We start from the raw sequence: 17,701 nt of genomic DNA, 5'->3' as shown, positions 1-17,701 counted from the left end.
ACGCTCCGACGCGTCGATAGCGTGGGTGGTGTGACCTCGGCGACCTCGACGACCTCGACATCGGTGACCTCCGACCGCGACTGGTGGCGGCAGGCGGTCGTCTACCAGATCTACCCGCGCAGCTTCGCCGACGCGAACGGCGACGGCATCGGCGACCTGCGCGGGATCATCGACCACGCCGGCCACCTGGTCCGGCTCGGTGTGGACGCCGTGTGGCTCAGCCCGTTCTACCCGTCGGCCCTGGCTGACGGCGGCTACGACGTCGACGACTACCGAGCCGTGGCGCCGGAGCTGGGCACCCTCGACGACTTCGACGAGCTGGTCTCCGTCCTCCACGGCGCCGGGATCAGGCTCATCGTCGACATCGTCCCGAACCACACGTCGAACCGGCACGCCTGGTTCCGTGAGGCCCTCGCGTCGCCGCCCGGGTCCGCCGCGCGGAACCGCTACGTGATCCGGCGCGGCACCGGTCCCGACGGGGCGGAGCCGCCGACCGACTGGCGGTCGTTCTTCGGCGGCCCCGCGTGGGAGCCGATCGGCGACGGCGACTGGTACCTCCACCTCTTCGCCCCGGAGCAGCCGGACCTCAACTGGGCGTTGGACGAGGTCCGGGAGGACTTCCTCACGACGCTGCGGTTCTGGTCGGACCGTGGCGTCGACGGGTTCCGGATCGACGTTGCGCACCTGCTCGTCAAGGACGCGTCCGTGATCGGTGGCGCGGCCGCCGACCTGCCCACGCAGGAGCGGATCCAGGCCGGGTTCCCGGACGGACAGCACCCGTTCGAGGGCCGCGACGAGGTCCACGAGATCTACCGGACCTGGCGCGCCCTGTTCGACGAGTACGACCCGCCTCGGATGGCCGTGGCCGAGGCCTGGGTCGCCGCCCACCGTCGGGTCGCGTTCGCGCGACCGGAGGGTCTCGGGCAGGCGTTCAACTTCGACCTGCTCCTCACGCCGTGGGACGCGGCGGCGTTCACCAAGGTCATCACCGAGAACCTGGCGCTGTCGGCCGAGGCGGGCGCGTCGTCGACGTGGGTGTTCTCGAACCACGACATGGTCCGCCACGTCACGCGCTACGCCGTGCCGAACGGCACCGACCTCGTGGCCTGGCTGCGCGCGGGTGGTCACGACCCGGAGCCGGACCTCGAGCGCGGCCTGCGTCGAGCTCGGGCGGCGACGCTCCTGGCGCTCGCGCTCCCGGGCTCGACCTACGTGTACCAGGGCGAGGAGCTGGGCCTGCCCGAGGTGACCGACCTGCCCGCGGACGTGCTCCAGGACCCGACGTTTGTCCGGACGGAGGGCGCCGAGAAGGGCCGCGACGGCTGCCGGGTCCCGCTGCCCTGGACCGAGACGGGTGAGTCGTTCGGGTTCGGCCCCGGTACCGCCTCCCATCTGCCCCAGCCGGAATGGTTCGGCGCCTACGCCGTCGAGCGGGAGCTGAACGAGCCGGCGTCGACGCTGCACTTCTACATCGACGCGCTCGCCGCTCGCCGCTCCCTGCAGGGCGCCGAGGAGCTGTCGTGGCGCACCTCGACCGCCGACGTGGTCGCGTTCGAGCGGCCCGGCGGGTGGGTGTCGGTGACGAACTTCGGTGAGCACCCGGTGCCGATGCCTGAGGGGCGCGTGGTGATCGCCAGCCGCGCCGTCGACGCCCTCGAGCTCCCCGCCGAGACCACCGTGTGGCTGCAGACCACGGGGGCGTGATGGACCTCCGGATCTTCACCGAGCCGCAGCAGGGGGCGAGCTATGACGAGCTCCTGACCGTGGCGCGGCGTACCGAGGAGTGCGGCTTCTCGGCGTTCTTCCGCTCCGACCACTACCTGGCCATGGGCGGTGACGGCCTGCCCGGACCGACCGACTCGTGGGTGACGCTCGCGGGACTCGCGCGTGAGACGTCGACGATCCGCCTCGGAACCCTGGTCTCGTCGGCGACGTTCCGGCACCCCGGCCCGCTCGCCATCAGCGTCGCCCAGGTCGACGCGATGAGCGGCGGTCGGGTCGACCTGGGGCTGGGCGCCGGCTGGTTCGAGGAGGAGCACGCCGCATACGGGCTGCCCTTCCCGGACACCAAGGAGCGCTTCGACCGGTTCGAGGAGCAGCTGGCGGTTATCACCGGGTTGTGGCGTACGCCGGTCGGGGAGCGGTTCTCGTTCGATGGCGAGCACTACACGGTCACCGACTCGCCGGCACTGCCCAAGCCGATGGCACCGGACGGGCCGCCGATCATCGTCGGCGGCCACGGCAAGCGCCGCACCCCGAGGCTCGCGGCGACGTATGCGGCGGAGTTCAACGTCGGGTTCTCCTCGGCCGACGTCGTCGGGGCGCAGTTCGTGCGGGCGCAGGAGGCCTGCGACACGGTCGGGCGCGCGGCGGACACGCTGGTCTACTCGGCGGCGCTCACTGTCTGCTGCGGCCGCGACGAGGCCGAGGTCCGGCGTCGGGCCGAGGCCATCGGGCGCGACGTCGACGACCTGCGGGCCAGCGGGATCGTCGGTACGCCCGCCGAGTGCGTCGAGACGATCGGCCGGTATGCGTCGGTCGGCACCGGGCGCCTCTACCTCCAGGTCCTCGACCTGGCCGACCTCGACCACCTCGATCTGCTGGCCGCCGAGGTCCTGCCCCGGGTGTGACCCCGGCGGCACCGTGTCGACCCGCCCGCCGCGACCTTGCCTTCCGAGGACGGGATCGTGGGAACACGTCGACCCCAGGGGGTCAGCTTCTTCCCACGATCAGCTCCCGCGACCGCTCCGGGAACCCGTCAGGTCGCCGTCAGGGCGTCGCGCATCGGGAGGAACTTGGCCTCGGCCTCGGCCGCCTCGGCCTCCGGGTCCGAACCGGCGACGATCCCGCACCCAGCGAACAGCCGCATCGCGCTCGGGTCGGCCTGGTCGAACCGGCCGCAGCGCAGCGCGATCCCCCACTCGCCGTCGCCGGACGCGTCCATCCATCCCACCGGCCCGGCGTACCGGCCGCGGTCCATGCCCTCGAGCTCGCCGATGAGGGGGACCGCCACGTCGGCCGGCGTCCCACCGACCGCCGCGGTCGGGTGCAGCGACGCGGCGAGAGCCAGTGACGTGGCGTGGTCGGCCGCGACCCCCGCGATGTCGGTCGCCAGGTGCATGACGTTGCTGAGGTGCAGCACGAACGGCGTCTCGGGCACGTTCACCGAGGAGCAGTGCGGGGCGAGCGCCTCGGCGACGGAGCGAACCGCATACTCGTGCTCCTCGAGGTCCTTGCTGGACCGCGCGAGTGACGCCGCCAGGGCCAGGTCTCGCGCGTCGTCGCCGCTGCGCCGAATGGTGCCGGCGAGCACCCGGGAGAGGACGAGTCCCTGGTCGCGGCGGACCAACAGCTCGGGAGTGGCCCCGACCAGCCCGCCGACCGCGAACGTCCACGTGCGGTCGTACCTCTCGGCCAGCTGCCGCAGCAGCCACCTCGGGTCGATCGGCGCGTCCGCCTGCACGCGCAGGTCGCGGGCCAGCACCACCTTGTCGAGCTCGCCCCGGCTGATCCGCTCGACCGCCTTGCTCACGGCCCGCTTCCAGTCGCCCGGCGTGAGCGCTCCGTCGGTGAAGCGCACGTCGGCCGGAGCGTCGCCCGGCACCGACGGACCCAGCGAGGGGATCGGCGGGAGGTGCGAGTCGTGGCCGATCGTCGTGACCCACCAGCGGTCGGCACGCCGGCCGACGACCACCTCGGGGACCACCATGAGTCCCTGTTCGGTGGAGTCGTCGGCGAACGGTAGAGAGCCGAAAACCACCGGCCCAGAACCCGGTTGGCGCACCTCGTCACGAACCACCGCGTGCGTCACCACGTCCCGCCACCACTGGTCGGCGAGCGCGAACCGGTCCGGTCCCGACACCTCGAACGTCGCCGCACGGCCCCAGCCGACCAGGCCCTCGCCGTGTCGGACCCACGACACCAGCTCAGCCGGCTCGGTATGCGGCAACAGCTCCAGCAGCGCTCCCGGGTCCGGGATGGCGTGTGTACGGACCACCAACGGCGACCCGCTGGGCAGGGGGGTCGGCGTGGCGGCGGTCCCGGGGAGGGTGGACATCGCGGTTCACTCTACGGCCGCGTGTGGGGGTCCCCGCGACTCGGGACCCCGACGGCGCTGCGACACAATGGCGCCGTGAACCGCGCCAGCCTCGACAAGGACCCGTCCGACGTGGCGCTGATGTTCGACGACGTGGCCGCGCGCTACGACCTCACCAACGACGTGCTCTCGCTCGGCCAGGACCGCCTCTGGCGCAAGGCGACGATCACGGCGCTCGGCAGCAAGCCCGGGGACCGCGTCCTCGACATCGCCGCCGGCACGGGGACCAGCTCGGAGCCGCTGGCCGACGCCGGCGTCGACGTCGTGCCGGCCGACTTCTCGCTCGGCATGCTGCGGGTGGGCCGCCGCCGTCGTCCCGATATGCCGTTCACGGCGGCCGACGCGATGCACCTGCCGTTCGCCGACGCGTCCTTCGACGCCGTCACGATGTCGTTCGGGCTGCGCAACGTCGCCGACCCTGCCGTTGCCCTCGCCGAGTTCCGTCGGGTCACCAGACCCGGTGGCACCCTGGTCGTCTGCGAGTTCAGCCGCCCGGTGAACGGCGCGTTCCGCGAGGTCTACCTCCGCTACCTCATGGCCGCGCTGCCCCGGGTCGCCCGCCGCGTCTCGTCGAACCCCGACTCCTACGTCTACCTCGCCGAGTCGATCCAGGCGTGGCCCGCGCAGCGCGACCTCGCCCGGACCATCCAGGGCTCCGGTTGGCATGACGTCGCCTGGCGGAACCTCAGCGGCGGCATCGTCGCGCTGCACCGCGCGACCGCCTGAGAGCGTTTCGGCAGGCCTCCGCCGGGTTAGGTATGCCTCAGCAGACAGGTCTCTGTACGCGGGCATAGAGTGTCGCGGAGTTCGTGAACATCTTCACAAGCACTCTGACGGACGGAATGATGGGCCCCATGGACGCAGCCGCGCAGTCGGCCGCTGAGCCGGTCGCCGGGTCGGTCACCGCCACCGCCGACGTCATCGTCGTGGGGGCCGGACCGGGTGGTTCGGCGACCGCCGCGTACCTGGCGATGGCCGGTCTCGACGTCCTGCTCCTGGAGAAGACGACGTTCCCCCGCGAGAAGGTCTGCGGCGACGGACTGACCCCCCGGGCGGTCCGCGAGCTCATCACCTTGGGCATCCCGCACCCCGAGAACGACGGCTGGGTCCGCAACAAGGGGCTGCGGATCATCGGTGGCGGGCTGACGCTCGCTCTCGACTGGCCCGAGACCTCCGAGTTCCCGCCCTACGGGCTGGTCCGCACCCGGATGGACTTCGACGACATCCTCGCCCGCCACGCCGTGAAGCACGGCGCCCGCCTGCTCGAGGCCACCAACGTCACCGGACCGGTGGTCGACGGCTCGGGCCGGATCGTCGGCGTCACGGCGCGAACCGTGGACGAGAACGGCCGTAGCGCCGGACCGGTGCTGACCTACCGAGCCCCGCTCGTCGTCGCGGCCGACGGCAACTCCTCGCGGCTCTCGCTCTCGATGGGCCGCCAGAAGCGTGACGACCGACCCATGGGCGTCGCCGTGCGCACCTACTACACGTCGCCCCGCACGAACGACGACTACCTGGAGTCCTGGCTCGAGCTCTGGGTGAACGACCCGAAGAACCCCGGTGAGCGCGTCCTCCTCCCCGGCTACGGATGGGTGTTCGGGGTCGGCGACGGCACCTCCAACCTCGGCCTCGGGATCCTCAACACCTCCAAGGCGTTCGGCAACGTCGACTACAAGGACGTCATGCGCCGGTGGGTCGCGACGATGCCGGAGGAGTGGACCTACAACGACGACACGATGGTCGGCCCGATCCGCGGCGCCGCCCTCCCGATGGGCTTCAACCGCCAGCCACACTACGCCGACGGGCTGCTGCTCGTGGGCGACGCCGGCGGCATGGTCAACCCGTTCAACGGCGAGGGCATCGCGTATGCGATGGAGTCCGGCCGGCTCGCGGCGGAGGTCGTGGCGCAGGCCTTCGCGCGACCGGACGACGCCGGGCGTGAACGGGTCCTTTCCTCCTACCCCACGGTCATGAAGGATGCCCTCGGCGGCTACTACACCCTGGGCCGCTGGTTCGCCCGAGCCATCGGCAACCCCGAGGTGATGCGGCTCGCCACCACGTACGGACTGCCCCGCACGACCCTGATGCGGTTCCTGCTCAAGATCATGGCCAACCTGCCCGAACAGCACGGTGGGCGCGCCGGCGACCGGATCATCCAGGCCCTGTCCACGATGGCTCCGGACGCCTGATCGAGGCCGACCCTAGGATGGGAAAGACCTGCTACGTGAGAGCTGCGGGACGCCACCGCAGTGACCATCGGAAGGGGTACGCGCCATGACCAACTCTTACGTCCCGCTGCTGTTCCTCCTCGCTCTCGGTCTGGCGTTCGCGCTGCTCTCCGTGGGCACGAGCCTCGTCGTCGGCCCCAAGCGCTACAACCGCGCCAAGATGGAGGCCTACGAGTGCGGGATCCAGCCGACGCCGCGCCCCGAGGGCGGCGGTCGCTTCCCGATCAAGTACTACCTCGTGGCGATGCTCTTCATCGTCTTCGACGTGGAGAGCCTCTTCCTCTATCCCTTCGCGGTGGCCTTCAACCAGCTCGGCCTGTTCGCCCTCGTCGAGATGGTCCTGTTCATCGTCACCGTCTTCGTCGCCTACTCCTACGTGTGGCAACGCGGCGGGCTCGAGTGGGACTAGCCGCTAAATCTTCTAGCATCCGGTAACGAACGCGAGGCATACGACATGGGGATCGAAGAGAAGCTGCCGGCAGGCTTCCTGCTGTCGACGGTCGAGGGTCTGGCCGGCTACATGCGCAAGAGCTCCATGTGGCCCGCGACCTTCGGCCTGGCCTGCTGTGCGATCGAGATGATGGCGGTCGGCACCCCCGACTACGACATCGCGCGGTTCGGGATGGAACGGTTCTCGGCGACGCCGCGGCAGGCCGACCTGATGATCGTCGCGGGTCGGGTCAGCCAGAAGATGGCGCCGGTCGTCCGTCAGGTCTACGACCAGATGCCGAACCCCAAGTGGGTCATCTCGATGGGCGTCTGCGCGAGCTCCGGCGGGATGTTCAACAACTACGCGATCGTCCAGGGCGTCGACCACATCATCCCGGTCGACATCTACCTACCCGGCTGTCCGCCGCGACCCGAGATGCTCCTCAACGCGATCATCACGCTGCACAAGGAGATCCAGGCGATGCCGCTCGGGGTCAACCGCGACAACGCCGCCCGCGCAGCGGAGATCGCGGCCCTGAACGCCACCCCGACGCACGCGATGAAGGGCCTGCTGGCGTGAGCGACGCGACGACTCCGGGAGGCAAGACCCCCGAGGGGGAGGGACAGCAGGGCGGCCAGCAGGCGACCGAACAGTATGCGGCGAACCTTCCGGCCCCACCCGGCACCAACCCCGACCCCGTCGTCATCGGTGAGCGGTTCGGCATGTTCGGGGCCTCGAACGGTCAGGACACGACGGGCTACGGCGGTCTGCGCAGCCCGATCCTGCTGCCCGGCGCGTCGCAGCGGCCCTACGGCGGCTACTTCGACGACCTGGCCGACGCTCTCGAGCGCGCCCTGGTCGGCGGCTCCGCCTCCTACTACGAGGCCGTCGAGCGGGTCACCATCGACCGTGGCGAGATGACGGTGTTCGTCCGCCGCGAGCACCTGCTCGCCGTGGCGCGGGCCCTGCGGGACGACCCCGACCTGCGGTTCGAGCTGTGCCTCGGCGTCTCCGGCGTCCACTACCCGCACGAGACCGGCCGCGAGCTGCACGCCGTCTACCACTTTCTGTCGATCACCAACGACTACAACCGGATCCGCATCGAGGTCACGTGTCCTGACGCCGACCCGCACGTCCCGTCGATCGTTGCGGTCTACCCCGCGAACGACTGGCACGAGCGGGAGACGTGGGACATGTTCGGGCTCCAGTTCGACGGCCACCCGGCCCTCACGCGGATCCTCATGCCGGACGACTGGCCCGGCCACCCGCAGCGCAAGGACTACCCGCTCGGCGGCATCCCCGTCGAGTACAAGGGCGCGACGATCCCGCCGCCCGACCAGCGCAGGAGCTACAACTGATGAGCACAACCCAGCGCGCCAGCGACCCGTACGCGACGTCCGGAGCCGACGAGTCGGCCGCCGAGGGGGCCTTCGTCCTCAACACCTCCGGCGGTGACTGGGACGACCTCATCGACGAGGCGACGTCCCTCCACGAGGAGCGCATCGTCGTCAACATGGGGCCGCAGCACCCGTCGACGCACGGCGTGCTCCGCCTCATCCTCGAGCTCGACGGCGAGACGGTGACGGAGACCCGCGCGGGCATCGGCTACCTGCACACCGGCATCGAGAAGAACATGGAGTTCCGCAACTGGACGCAGGGCGTGACGTTCTGCACCCGGATGGACTACCTCACGCCGATGATGCAGGAGGCGGCCTACTGCCTCGCCGTCGAGAAGCTGCTCGACATCACCGACCAGATCCCAGAGCGCGCCTCCACCATCCGCGTCCTCATGATGGAGCTGACCCGGATCAGCTCCCACCTCGTCGCGCTCGGCACCGGCGGCATGGAGATGGGCGCCACGACGGTGATGACCGTCGGGTTCCGCGAGCGCGAGCGGGTGCTGCGGATCATCGAGATGATCACCGGCCTGCGGATGAACAACGCCTACATCCGACCCGGTGGCGTGGCGCAGGACCTGCCTCGCGGCGTCTACAACGACATCCGCGACATGGTCCCCCAGGTACACCGCGGTCTGAAGGAGCTCGAGGCGCTCCTCAACGAGAACCCGATCCTCAAGGGCCGCACCGTGGGTGTCGGCTATCTCGACCTCACCGGCTGCATGGCCCTGGGGATGACCGGCCCGGTGCTCCGGTCGGCCGGGCTCCCCCACGACCTGCGCAAGGCCCAGCCCTACTGCGGCTATGAGAACTACGACTTCGACGTCCCCACTCGCGACACCTGCGACGCCTACGGGCGCATCCGGGTGCGGATCGACGAGATGTACCAGTCGCTGCGGATCATCGAACAGGCCACCGACCGCCTCCAGGCCGACGAGCCGGGCTCCCCGGTCATGGTGGCCGACAAGAAGATCGCGTGGCCGGCTCAGCTGGCCATCAGCGGCGACGGCATGGGCAACAGCCTCGACCACATCCGCGAGATCATGGGCGAGTCGATGGAGGGCCTGATCCACCACTTCAAGCTGGTCACCGAGGGTTTCCGGGTCCCGCCGGGCCAGGCCTACATCGCGGTGGAGAGCGCCAAGGGCGAGCTCGGCTGCCACGTCGTGTCCGACGGCGGCACTCGGCCCTACCGGGCACACTTCCGGGACCCGTCGTTCAACAACCTGCAAGCCGTGGCGGCGATGTGCGAGGGCGGCCAGGTCGCCGACGTCATCGTCGCCGTGGCCTCGATCGACCCCGTCATGGGAGGTGTCGACCGCTGATGTCCGGCGACTTCGCGACCGCTGGCGCGCACGCCTCCGGCCACTTCACGGTGAGCCAGGAGAGCAAGACGCCCTACCCCGACGACGTTCTCTCCCAGCTGCACACCGACGCCGACGCCGTCATCGCGCGCTACCCGCAGGCGCAGTCCGCCCTGCTGCCGCTGCTGCACCTCGTCCAGAGCGTCGACGGCTTCGTCTCGGGCCGCGGGATCGCCTTCTGCGCGGAGAAGCTCGACCTCGAGACGGCCGAGGTCAGTGGCGTCGCGACGTTCTACACGCAGTACAAGCGGCACCCCAACGGCGAGTACACCGTCGGCGTGTGCACCAACACGCTGTGCGCGATCATGGGCGGCGACGCGATCTGGGACGCCGTCAGCGACCACCTGGGTGTCGGGCACGACGAGACGACGTCGGACGGGAAGATCACCCTCGAGCGCGTCGAGTGCAACGCGGCCTGCGACTACGCCCCGGTCGTCATGGCCAACTGGGAGTTCTTCGACAACCAGACCATCGGGTCGACCAAGCAGCTCGTCGACGACCTGCGCGCCGGGAATTCGGTGAAGCCGACCCGGGGCGCCGACACCGTGGCGACCTTCAAGGAGGTCTCGCGGGTCCTGGCGGGGTTCGACGACGGGCGCGCCGGCGAGGGCGTGGGTGCGGGGGAAGCCTCCCTGATCGGCCTGCGGCTGGCCCACCGGCGCGGCTGGACCGCACCGGGCGAGCAGGGACGAACCGACGGTGAGATCGCCCCGGACGCCGACGACAACGGCCCCGGCCTGGCGCCTGGTCGGCAGTCGTCCGCTGACAGCACGGCCAACGCACCCGACAAACATCCGGCCGACGCCACCGCTGCCACACCCGCGAGCAACGGCGACGACGGCACCGCAACGAAGGGTGGGACCGCGTGAGCGTCCAGCTGACCCCGATCCTCACCAAGTTCTGGGACCACCCAGAGTCCTGGACGATGGCCACCTACGAGGACAACGAGGGCTACCAGGCGCTCAAGCGCGCCGTCGGCATGACTCAGGCCGAGCTCGTCGACATGGCCAAGGACTCGGGTCTGCGGGGCCGGGGTGGGGCCGGGTTCCCCACCGGGCTCAAGTGGTCGTTCCTGCCGCCGCCGGACGGCGGCCCCCGCTACCTCGTCGTCAACGCCGACGAGTCCGAGCCGGGCACCTGCAAGGACATCCCGCTGATGATGGCCGCGCCGCACTTCCTCATCGAGGGCGTGGCCATCACCTCGTTCGCCATCGGCTGCAACCACGCGTTCATCTACCTGCGCGGCGAGGTCGTCCACGTCTACCGGCGGCTGCTCCGCGCGGTCGAGGAGGCGTATGCGGCGGGCTACCTCGGCAAGAACATCCTGGGCACCGGGTTCGACCTCGAGGTCACGGTGCACGCCGGCGCCGGCGCATACATCTGCGGTGAGGAGACCGCCCTCCTCGACTCGCTCGAAGGCCGTCGCGGCCAGCCCCGCCTGAAGCCGCCGTTCCCGGCCGTGGCCGGGCTCTACGCGCGTCCGACGGTCGTCAACAACGTCGAGAGCATCGCCTCGATCCCGCCGATCCTGTTGCACGGTGCGGACTGGTTCAAGGGCATGGGCAGCGACAAGTCGACCGGGTTCGGGATCTTCAGCCTGTCCGGACACGTCCGCCGTCCGGGCCAGTTCGAGGCCCCGCTGGGGATCACCCTGCGCGAGCTGCTCGAGATGGCCGGCGGGATGCGCGACCCGCAGCACAAGCTGAAGTTCTGGACTCCGGGGGGCTCCTCGACGCCGTTGTTCACCGACGCCCACCTCGACGTACCGCTCGACTTCGAGTCGGTGGCCGCGGCGGGGTCGATGCTCGGCACCCGCGCCCTGCAGATCTTCGACGACACCACCTGCGTGGTGCGCGCGACCGAGCGCTGGACCGACTTCTACAAGCACGAGTCCTGCGGCAAGTGCACCCCGTGCCGTGAGGGCACCTGGTGGCTGGCCCAGATCCTCGAACGCCTCGAGCACGGGCAGGGCGACGAGGAGGACATCGAGAAGCTCGTCGACATCTGCGACAACATCCTCGGCCGGTCCTTCTGCGCCCTCGGCGACGGGGCCACCTCGCCGATCACGAGCAGCGTCCAGTACTTCAGGGACGAGTACCTCGAGCACCTGCGGCTCGGTCGGTGCCCCTTCGACCGTGACGCCTCGACGCTGTTCGCCACTGGGACGACCAGTGGCTCGACCGAGGTGAAGGAGCCGGCGTCGGCATGACCACCACGATCGATCCGACCATCACGAGCCCCAGTGCGGGCGGCAACGCCGTCAGCACCGGCGGCGACGCCCGGCGCCCCAAGGGCCCGGACGACATCACGCTGACCATCGACGGCATCGAGACCTGGGTACCCAAGGGCACCCTGATCATCCGGGCTGCCGAGGAGATCGGGATCCAGATCCCCCGGTTCTGCGACCATCCGCTCCTCGAGCCGGTCGGCGCCTGTCGTCAGTGCCTCGTCGACGTCGCCACGCCGGGGCCGGACGGTTCGATGCGTCCGATGCCGAAGCCGCAGGCATCGTGCACCATCACCGTGACCGAGGGCATGCAGGTCAACACCCAGCTGACGTCGGCCGTCGCCGACAAGGCGCAGCAGGGCGTCATGGAGCTGCTGCTCATCAACCACCCCCTCGACTGCCCGGTCTGCGACAAGGGCGGCGAGTGCCCGCTGCAGAACCAGGCCATGAGCAACGGCCGCGGCACGTCGCGGTTCGAGGACGTCAAGCGGACCTACCCCAAGCCGATCAACATCTCCAGCCAGGTGCTGCTCGACCGGGAGCGGTGTGTGCTCTGCGCGCGCTGCACGCGCTTCTCCGACCAGATCGCCGGCGATCCGTTCATCGCGCTCGTCGAGCGCGGCGCACTGCAGCAGGTCGGCATCTACGAGGACCAGCCGTTCGAGTCGTACTTCTCCGGCAACACCGTGCAGATCTGCCCGGTCGGAGCGCTGACCGGCGCCGCGTACCGGTTCCGGTCGCGGCCGTTCGACCTGCTGTCGACCCCGAGCGTCTGTGAGCACTGCGCCTCGGGCTGTTCGATCCGCACCGACCACCGACGTGGTGTGGTCCTGCGCCGAATGGCGACGAACGACCCGGACGTCAACGAGGAGTGGAACTGCGACAAGGGTCGCTGGGCCTTCCAGTACGCCACGCTGTCCGACCGCCTCGAGGTCCCGTTGGTCCGTGACGGCGACGGCGAGCTGCGCGCGGCGGGCTGGCCGGAGGCGCTTGCGAAGGCGGCTGAAGGCCTTCGCAAAGCGAAGGGAGCCGGGGTGCTCGTCGGCGGCCGGGTCTCGGTGGAGGACGCCTACGCATACGGAAAGTTCGCCCGAATCGCCCTGCACACCAACGACATCGATTTCCGGGCCCGGCCGCACTCGGTGGAGGAGGCCGATTTCCTCGCCCGGCACGTCGTGGCCACCGGTCCGGACGGCGGCGCGGTGACCTACGCCGACCTCGAGGACGCCAAGGCCGTCCTCCTCGTCGGGTTCGAGCCGGAGGACGAGTCGCCGATCGTCTTCCTGCGGCTCCGCAAGGGCGTGCGACGCCACCGGACGCAGGTGTTTGCGGTCGCGCCCTACGCGTCGCGCGGCCTCGACAAGCTGGCGGCGCGGCTGCTGCCGACCCGTCCCGGCAGCGAGACCATGGTGCTACGCGACCTCGGCGGCTCCAAGGCCGGCCGCTCAGCGTTGGAGGCGCTCCAGGACGGCGGAGTCGTCCTCGTCGGTGAACGACTCGCGACGGTACCCGGCGCCCTGACGGCGGTCGCCGCCCTCGCCGAGAGCGCCGGCGCCAAGCTGGCGTGGATCCCGAGGCGGGCCGGCGAGCGCGGTGCCCTCGAAGCCGGGGCGCTCGGCGCGCTGCTGCCGGGCGGCCGTCCGGCGGGGAGTGCCCAGGCCCGCACCGAGGTCGCCGAGGTCTGGGACGTCGTCGGGCTGCCCGACACCGTGGCCCGTGACACTGACGGCATCATCGAGGCGGCCTGCTCCGGCGAGATCGACGCCCTCGTCATCGGCGGTGTCGACCCGGCCGACCTCAGCCACCCCGGCGTCGAGGAGGCCCTGGCCAAGACCTTCGTCGTCTCGCTGGAGATCCGTGACTCCGCGGTGACCGCGGTGGCCGACGTCGTCCTTCCCGTGGCGCCACAGGCCGAGAAGGTCGGCGCGTTCGTCAACTGGGAGGGCCGGGTCCGGCCGTTCCAGGACGCCTTGGACAGCAACGCGATGAGCGACCACCGGGTGCTCGACATGCTGGCCGCCGAGCTCGGGTACTTCCTCGAGACCCGGACCCAGGAGCAGGTCCACGAACAGTTCACGGCACTCGGTCCGTGGACCGGCGACCGCGGGGTGGGCGACGGGGCCGCAGCATCCCCGGACGCGCGGACGCCGGACGCCCGCGGCCGGTTCGTCCTCGCGACCTGGCCGACCCTGCTCGACGCGGGACGCCTGCAGGACGGCGAGCCGTTCCTCGCAGGCACCGCGCCACGGGCCGTGGCTCGTCTGTCCGCGACCGACGCCGAGCGCCTCGGCGTCGTCGACGGCGACGAGGTGACGGTGTCGAGTGCCCACGGTGCCGTCACCGTGCCGGTCCTCGTGACCGAGCGGATGGTCGACGGCGTGGTCTGGCTACCGACGAACTCGGTCGGCTGTGCCGTCCGCACCGAGCTGCGCGACGGGGCCGGTGCGCCGGTCGACGTGGCCCGCAGCGCCGAGCCGACTGGCGAGACACGGGCTGTGACCACCTCCCCGTCGGCGGCCACCTCGGCGTCGAACCGGGCTTCCATCGCCGGCACCGTCCCATCCGGTGGCGGATTCGACGAAGGACTGCCGCAATGACGACGCTCTTGACCGTCCTGCCCGACCTGGCCGTCCCTGCGCTGGACAACCCCAAGGCCGACTTCTCCGACACGCCCTGGTGGCTGTCCCTGATCAAGGCCGTGCTGATCTTCGTCTACCTGCTGATCAGCACGCTCCTGGTGATCTGGTTCGAGCGGCGCGTCATCGGTCGGATGCAGCAGCGTCCCGGCCCCAACCGTACGGGGCCGTTCGGTCTGCTGCAGACCCTGGCCGACGGCATGAAGTCCATGCTCAAGGAGGACGTCACCCCGGCGGCGGCCGACCGGCTGATCTTCACCCTCGCTCCGCTGATCGCCGCGACGATGGCTTTCGTCTCCTTCGCGATCATCCCGTTGGGCGACCGGGCCTCGATGTTCGGCCACCTGACCCCGCTGCAGCTGGCCGACTTCCCCGTCGCTGTGCTGCTCGTCCTCGCGGTCGCCTCCGTCGGCGTCTACGGCATCATCCTCGCCGGCTGGTCGTCCGGCTCCACGTACCCGCTGCTCGGCGGGCTGCGGTCGACGGCACAGGTGATCTCCTACGAGATCGCCATGGGGCTCGCCCTGGTCGCCGTGTTCATCTACAGCGGCTCGATGTCGACCTCGCAGATCGTGGCGGGACAGGCGTCGCTCTGGTACATCGCGCCCGGCCTGTTCTCGTTCGCCGTCTACGTCGTGACGATGGTCGGCGAGACCAACCGGCTGCCCTTCGACCTCGCCGAGGGCGAGGGCGAGCTGACCGGCGGGTTCCACACCGAGTACGGCTCGATGCGCTTCGCGATGTTCTTCCTGGCGGAGTACATCAACATGTTCACCGTCTCGGCGCTGGCGACCACGATGTTCCTCGGCGGCTGGCAGGCCCCGCCGCTCGTCTCGCTCATCAACGACAACATGTTCAGCGGCGGCTGGTGGGGCGTGCTGTGGTTCACGGCCAAGATGTGGGCCTTCATGTTCGTCTTCGTGTGGCTCCGCGGCTCGCTGCCCCGCACGCGGTACGACCAGTTCATGCGCTTCGGGTGGAAGTTCCTGATCCCCGTGACTCTGCTCTGGGTCGTCCTTGTGGCCTTCATCCGTGGTGCCCAGAACGGCTGGTTCGGCGACAGCATCGTGACCATCGCCGGCCGCAACTTCCCGGTCCCCATCCTCGTGGCGATCGCGGTCATCGCGATCCTGGCGCTCGGCGGCTCCTGGCTCTACGACACGCGCCGCGCCGACAAGGAAGAAACGGAGGCGGCCACCGGTCCACCGAATGTCGTCGACCCGTTCGCGGGTGGATACCCTGTCCCGCCGCTACCCGGGCAGACGCTCAAGGAGCCGGAGCGACGACCCGTCGCGGTCGGTGCCCGCACCGGCGGTACGTCAGGTGCCGACCCGCATACCGAGGAGGAACCCCGTGGCTGACGACACGAAGGGGCGCGACTTCTCGCAGCCCCAAGGCGCTCAGCCTCGCTCCGAGGGCGGTCCCTCCACCACCGGGACCGGCTCGCCCACCCCGGCGAAGCGGGTCCCACCGCGTGCCCCGGCTCGCCCGACCCCGACCGAGCGTCGCTCCGAGGACGAGCCCGGTTTCGTCCAGAGCCTCTTCGCACCCGTCGCCGGGTTCGGCGTCACCTTCGGGACGATGTTCCGCAAGGTCCTCACCGAGGAGTACCCCGAGGAGAAGCGCCCCACCGAGGCCCGGTTCCACGGTCGTCACCAGCTGAACCGGCACCCGGACGGCCTGGAGAAGTGCGTCGGCTGCGAGCTCTGCGCATGGGCGTGTCCCGCCGACGCGATCCTCGTCGAGGGCGCCTCCAACGACGACAGCGAGGGCGGCACCGGCCGCTTCTCGCCCGGCGAGCGCTACGGCCGCGTCTACCAGATCAACTACCTGCGCTGCATCTTCTGCGGCCTCTGCATCGAGGCCTGTCCCACCCGGGCCCTGACGATGACCAACTTCTACGAGCTGGCCGACAACAACCGCGCCGACCTCATCTTCACCAAGGAGCAGCTTCTCGCCCCGATCCAGGAGGGCATGCTCCCGGCGCCGCACCCGATGGTCGCGGGCATGGAGGAACGCGACTACTACCAGGGCAAGGTCACCCGGGCGACGGACGAGCAGGAGGAGTGGAGCCGCTCGCACAAACGTCAGAACGAGGAGCTCACCGGCACCGCCGGTGACGTCAGCGAGGACGCCGTCGGGCTGGGCAACACCGGCACCCGTGGGGCCTCGCCGACCGAGGACGCCGGCGGCGTCGTCCAGACCGGCGCCGTGAGCGCGCCGTCCGCGTGGATCGGAGAGTCGCGATGACCTCGACCGGCGAAGCGGTCATCTTCTGGATCCTCGGGCCGCTCATGGTGATCGCCGCGCTCGGCCTGCTGTTCGCCCGCAAGGCCGTGCACGCCGCCCTCAGCGTCGCGTTCGTCATGGTCAACCTCGGCGTGCTCTACATCGTCCAGCAGGCCGACTTCCTCGGCATCGCGCAGGTGTTCGTCTACACGGGCGCCGTGATGATGTTCTTCCTCTTCGTCCTCATGCTCGTCGGGGTCGACTCGTCCGACTCGCTCATCGAGACGATCCGCGGGCAGAAGGCCGCGGCGATCGTGCTGTGCCTCGGCCTCGCGCTGGTCATGTTCTTCGCGCTGGGCTCGATCACGCTGCCCGAGCCCAAGTTCCTCGACGCCGTCAACGAGGACCCGGGCAACGTCAGCGGGGTCGCCGAGCTGATCTTCGGCAAGTACGTCTGGATCTTCGAGCTGACCTCCGCGCTGCTCATCACCGCGGCCGTCGGGGCGATGGTCCTCGCTCACCGGCAGCGGATCGGGGAGAAGCGCTCGCAGAAGGACTGGTCGCAGCGCCGGATCCGCGAGAACGAGTTCGTCTCGGGTCTGCCGGTCCCCGGTGTGTATGCGCGGCACAACGCCGTCGACACCCCGGCCCTGCTCCCGGACGGCACACCGACCCCGCTGTCGGTGTCGCGGGTCCTGCAGTCTCGTGACCAGATCGGGACACCGGACACCTACCACGCCGCCGAGCAGGCCATCGAGAACGAGATCGAGGAGGGGTCGCAGCGATGAACCTCGTCCACTACATCTACCTCTCGACGATCCTCTTCGCGATCGGCACGGCTGCGGTCCTGTTGCGGCGCAACGCGATCATCGTGTTCATGGGCGTGGAGCTGATGCTCAACGCGACGAACCTCGCCTTTGTGACGTTCGCCCGCGTCTACGGCAGCCTCGACGGCCAGGTCATCGCCCTGTTCGTCATGGTCGTCGCGGCCGCCGAGGTCGTCGTGGGCCTGGCCATCATCATGGCCATCTTCCGATCCCGCCGGTCGGCCTCGGTCGACAACGCCAACCTCCTGAAGCTCTAAGAGGAGCCAC

The 17,701-nt window shown here is 70.2% G+C and carries 16 protein-coding genes; 15 read left to right on the top strand and 1 reads right to left on the bottom strand.

The window, feature by feature from the left end; all coding sequences use genetic code 11:
• Positions 1-30: 30 nt before the first annotated feature.
• Positions 31-1,704, top strand: a complete 1,674-nt coding sequence (locus VIG79_RS07385) for a glycoside hydrolase family 13 protein (RefSeq protein WP_331884062.1) — start codon at positions 31-33, stop codon at positions 1,702-1,704.
• Entirely contained in the window at positions 1,704-2,630 is a 927-nt protein-coding gene (locus tag VIG79_RS07380) for an LLM class F420-dependent oxidoreductase (RefSeq protein ID WP_331884059.1), read from the top strand. Before VIG79_RS07385 ends, VIG79_RS07380 begins: the two co-directional genes overlap by 1 nt.
• A gap of 128 nt (positions 2,631-2,758) precedes the next feature.
• On the opposite strand, the gene VIG79_RS07375 is transcribed toward VIG79_RS07380, so the two are convergent.
• Positions 2,759-4,057, bottom strand: a complete 1,299-nt coding sequence (locus tag VIG79_RS07375; RefSeq protein WP_331884056.1) for an isochorismate synthase — start codon at positions 4,055-4,057, stop codon at positions 2,759-2,761.
• A gap of 75 nt (positions 4,058-4,132) precedes the next feature.
• On the opposite strand from VIG79_RS07375, the gene VIG79_RS07370 reads away from it, so the two are divergent.
• From VIG79_RS07370 to nuoK, 13 genes are all read left to right on the top strand, one after another.
• A complete protein-coding gene (locus tag VIG79_RS07370; protein ID WP_331884054.1) occupies positions 4,133-4,822 on the top strand; it encodes a demethylmenaquinone methyltransferase in 690 nt (229 codons plus the stop codon).
• A gap of 128 nt (positions 4,823-4,950) precedes the next feature.
• Positions 4,951-6,285: a geranylgeranyl reductase family protein gene (locus tag VIG79_RS07365; RefSeq protein ID WP_331884052.1), complete on the top strand. Its 1,335-nt coding sequence runs from the start codon at positions 4,951-4,953 to the stop codon at positions 6,283-6,285.
• Positions 6,286-6,370: 85 nt separating this feature from the next.
• A complete protein-coding gene (locus VIG79_RS07360; protein WP_331884050.1) occupies positions 6,371-6,733 on the top strand; it encodes an NADH-quinone oxidoreductase subunit A in 363 nt (120 codons plus the stop codon).
• Positions 6,734-6,778: 45 nt separating this feature from the next.
• Positions 6,779-7,333, top strand: coding sequence for an NADH-quinone oxidoreductase subunit B family protein (locus tag VIG79_RS07355; protein ID WP_331884048.1), 555 nt, complete (start codon positions 6,779-6,781; stop codon positions 7,331-7,333).
• Complete coding sequence (locus VIG79_RS07350; RefSeq protein ID WP_331884046.1) at positions 7,330-8,112, top strand: NADH-quinone oxidoreductase subunit C; 783 nt, start codon at positions 7,330-7,332, stop codon at positions 8,110-8,112. The genes VIG79_RS07355 and VIG79_RS07350 overlap by 4 nt, the downstream gene beginning before the upstream one ends.
• Positions 8,112-9,476 (top strand): NADH-quinone oxidoreductase subunit D, encoded by a 1,365-nt coding sequence (locus tag VIG79_RS07345; protein ID WP_331884044.1) that lies wholly within the window; start codon positions 8,112-8,114, stop codon positions 9,474-9,476. The genes VIG79_RS07350 and VIG79_RS07345 overlap by 1 nt, the downstream gene beginning before the upstream one ends.
• Positions 9,476-10,384, top strand: coding sequence for an NADH-quinone oxidoreductase subunit NuoE (nuoE, locus tag VIG79_RS07340; protein ID WP_331884042.1), 909 nt, complete (start codon positions 9,476-9,478; stop codon positions 10,382-10,384). Before VIG79_RS07345 ends, nuoE begins: the two co-directional genes overlap by 1 nt.
• Positions 10,381-11,724, top strand: coding sequence for an NADH-quinone oxidoreductase subunit NuoF (gene nuoF, locus VIG79_RS07335; RefSeq protein WP_331884041.1), 1,344 nt, complete (start codon positions 10,381-10,383; stop codon positions 11,722-11,724). The genes nuoE and nuoF overlap by 4 nt, the downstream gene beginning before the upstream one ends.
• Positions 11,721-14,339, top strand: a complete 2,619-nt coding sequence (locus tag VIG79_RS07330) for an NADH-quinone oxidoreductase subunit G (protein ID WP_331884039.1) — start codon at positions 11,721-11,723, stop codon at positions 14,337-14,339. The genes nuoF and VIG79_RS07330 overlap by 4 nt, the downstream gene beginning before the upstream one ends.
• Entirely contained in the window at positions 14,336-15,739 is a 1,404-nt protein-coding gene (gene nuoH / locus VIG79_RS07325) for an NADH-quinone oxidoreductase subunit NuoH (protein WP_331884037.1), read from the top strand. The genes VIG79_RS07330 and nuoH overlap by 4 nt, the downstream gene beginning before the upstream one ends.
• On the top strand, positions 15,732-16,628 hold the full coding sequence (nuoI, locus tag VIG79_RS07320; RefSeq protein WP_331884035.1) for an NADH-quinone oxidoreductase subunit NuoI: 897 nt from the start codon (positions 15,732-15,734) through the stop codon (positions 16,626-16,628). The genes nuoH and nuoI overlap by 8 nt, the downstream gene beginning before the upstream one ends.
• Entirely contained in the window at positions 16,625-17,395 is a 771-nt protein-coding gene (locus VIG79_RS07315; protein ID WP_331884032.1) for an NADH-quinone oxidoreductase subunit J, read from the top strand. Before nuoI ends, VIG79_RS07315 begins: the two co-directional genes overlap by 4 nt.
• Complete coding sequence (gene nuoK / locus VIG79_RS07310) at positions 17,392-17,691, top strand: NADH-quinone oxidoreductase subunit NuoK (RefSeq protein ID WP_331884030.1); 300 nt, start codon at positions 17,392-17,394, stop codon at positions 17,689-17,691. The genes VIG79_RS07315 and nuoK overlap by 4 nt, the downstream gene beginning before the upstream one ends.
• The last annotated feature ends 10 nt before the right edge of the window (positions 17,692-17,701 follow it).

Source organism: Lapillicoccus sp., assembly GCF_036559105.1.
GTDB lineage: Bacteria > Actinomycetota > Actinomycetes > Actinomycetales > Dermatophilaceae > Lapillicoccus.
This window is presented reverse-complemented; position numbering and strand designations above follow the sequence as displayed.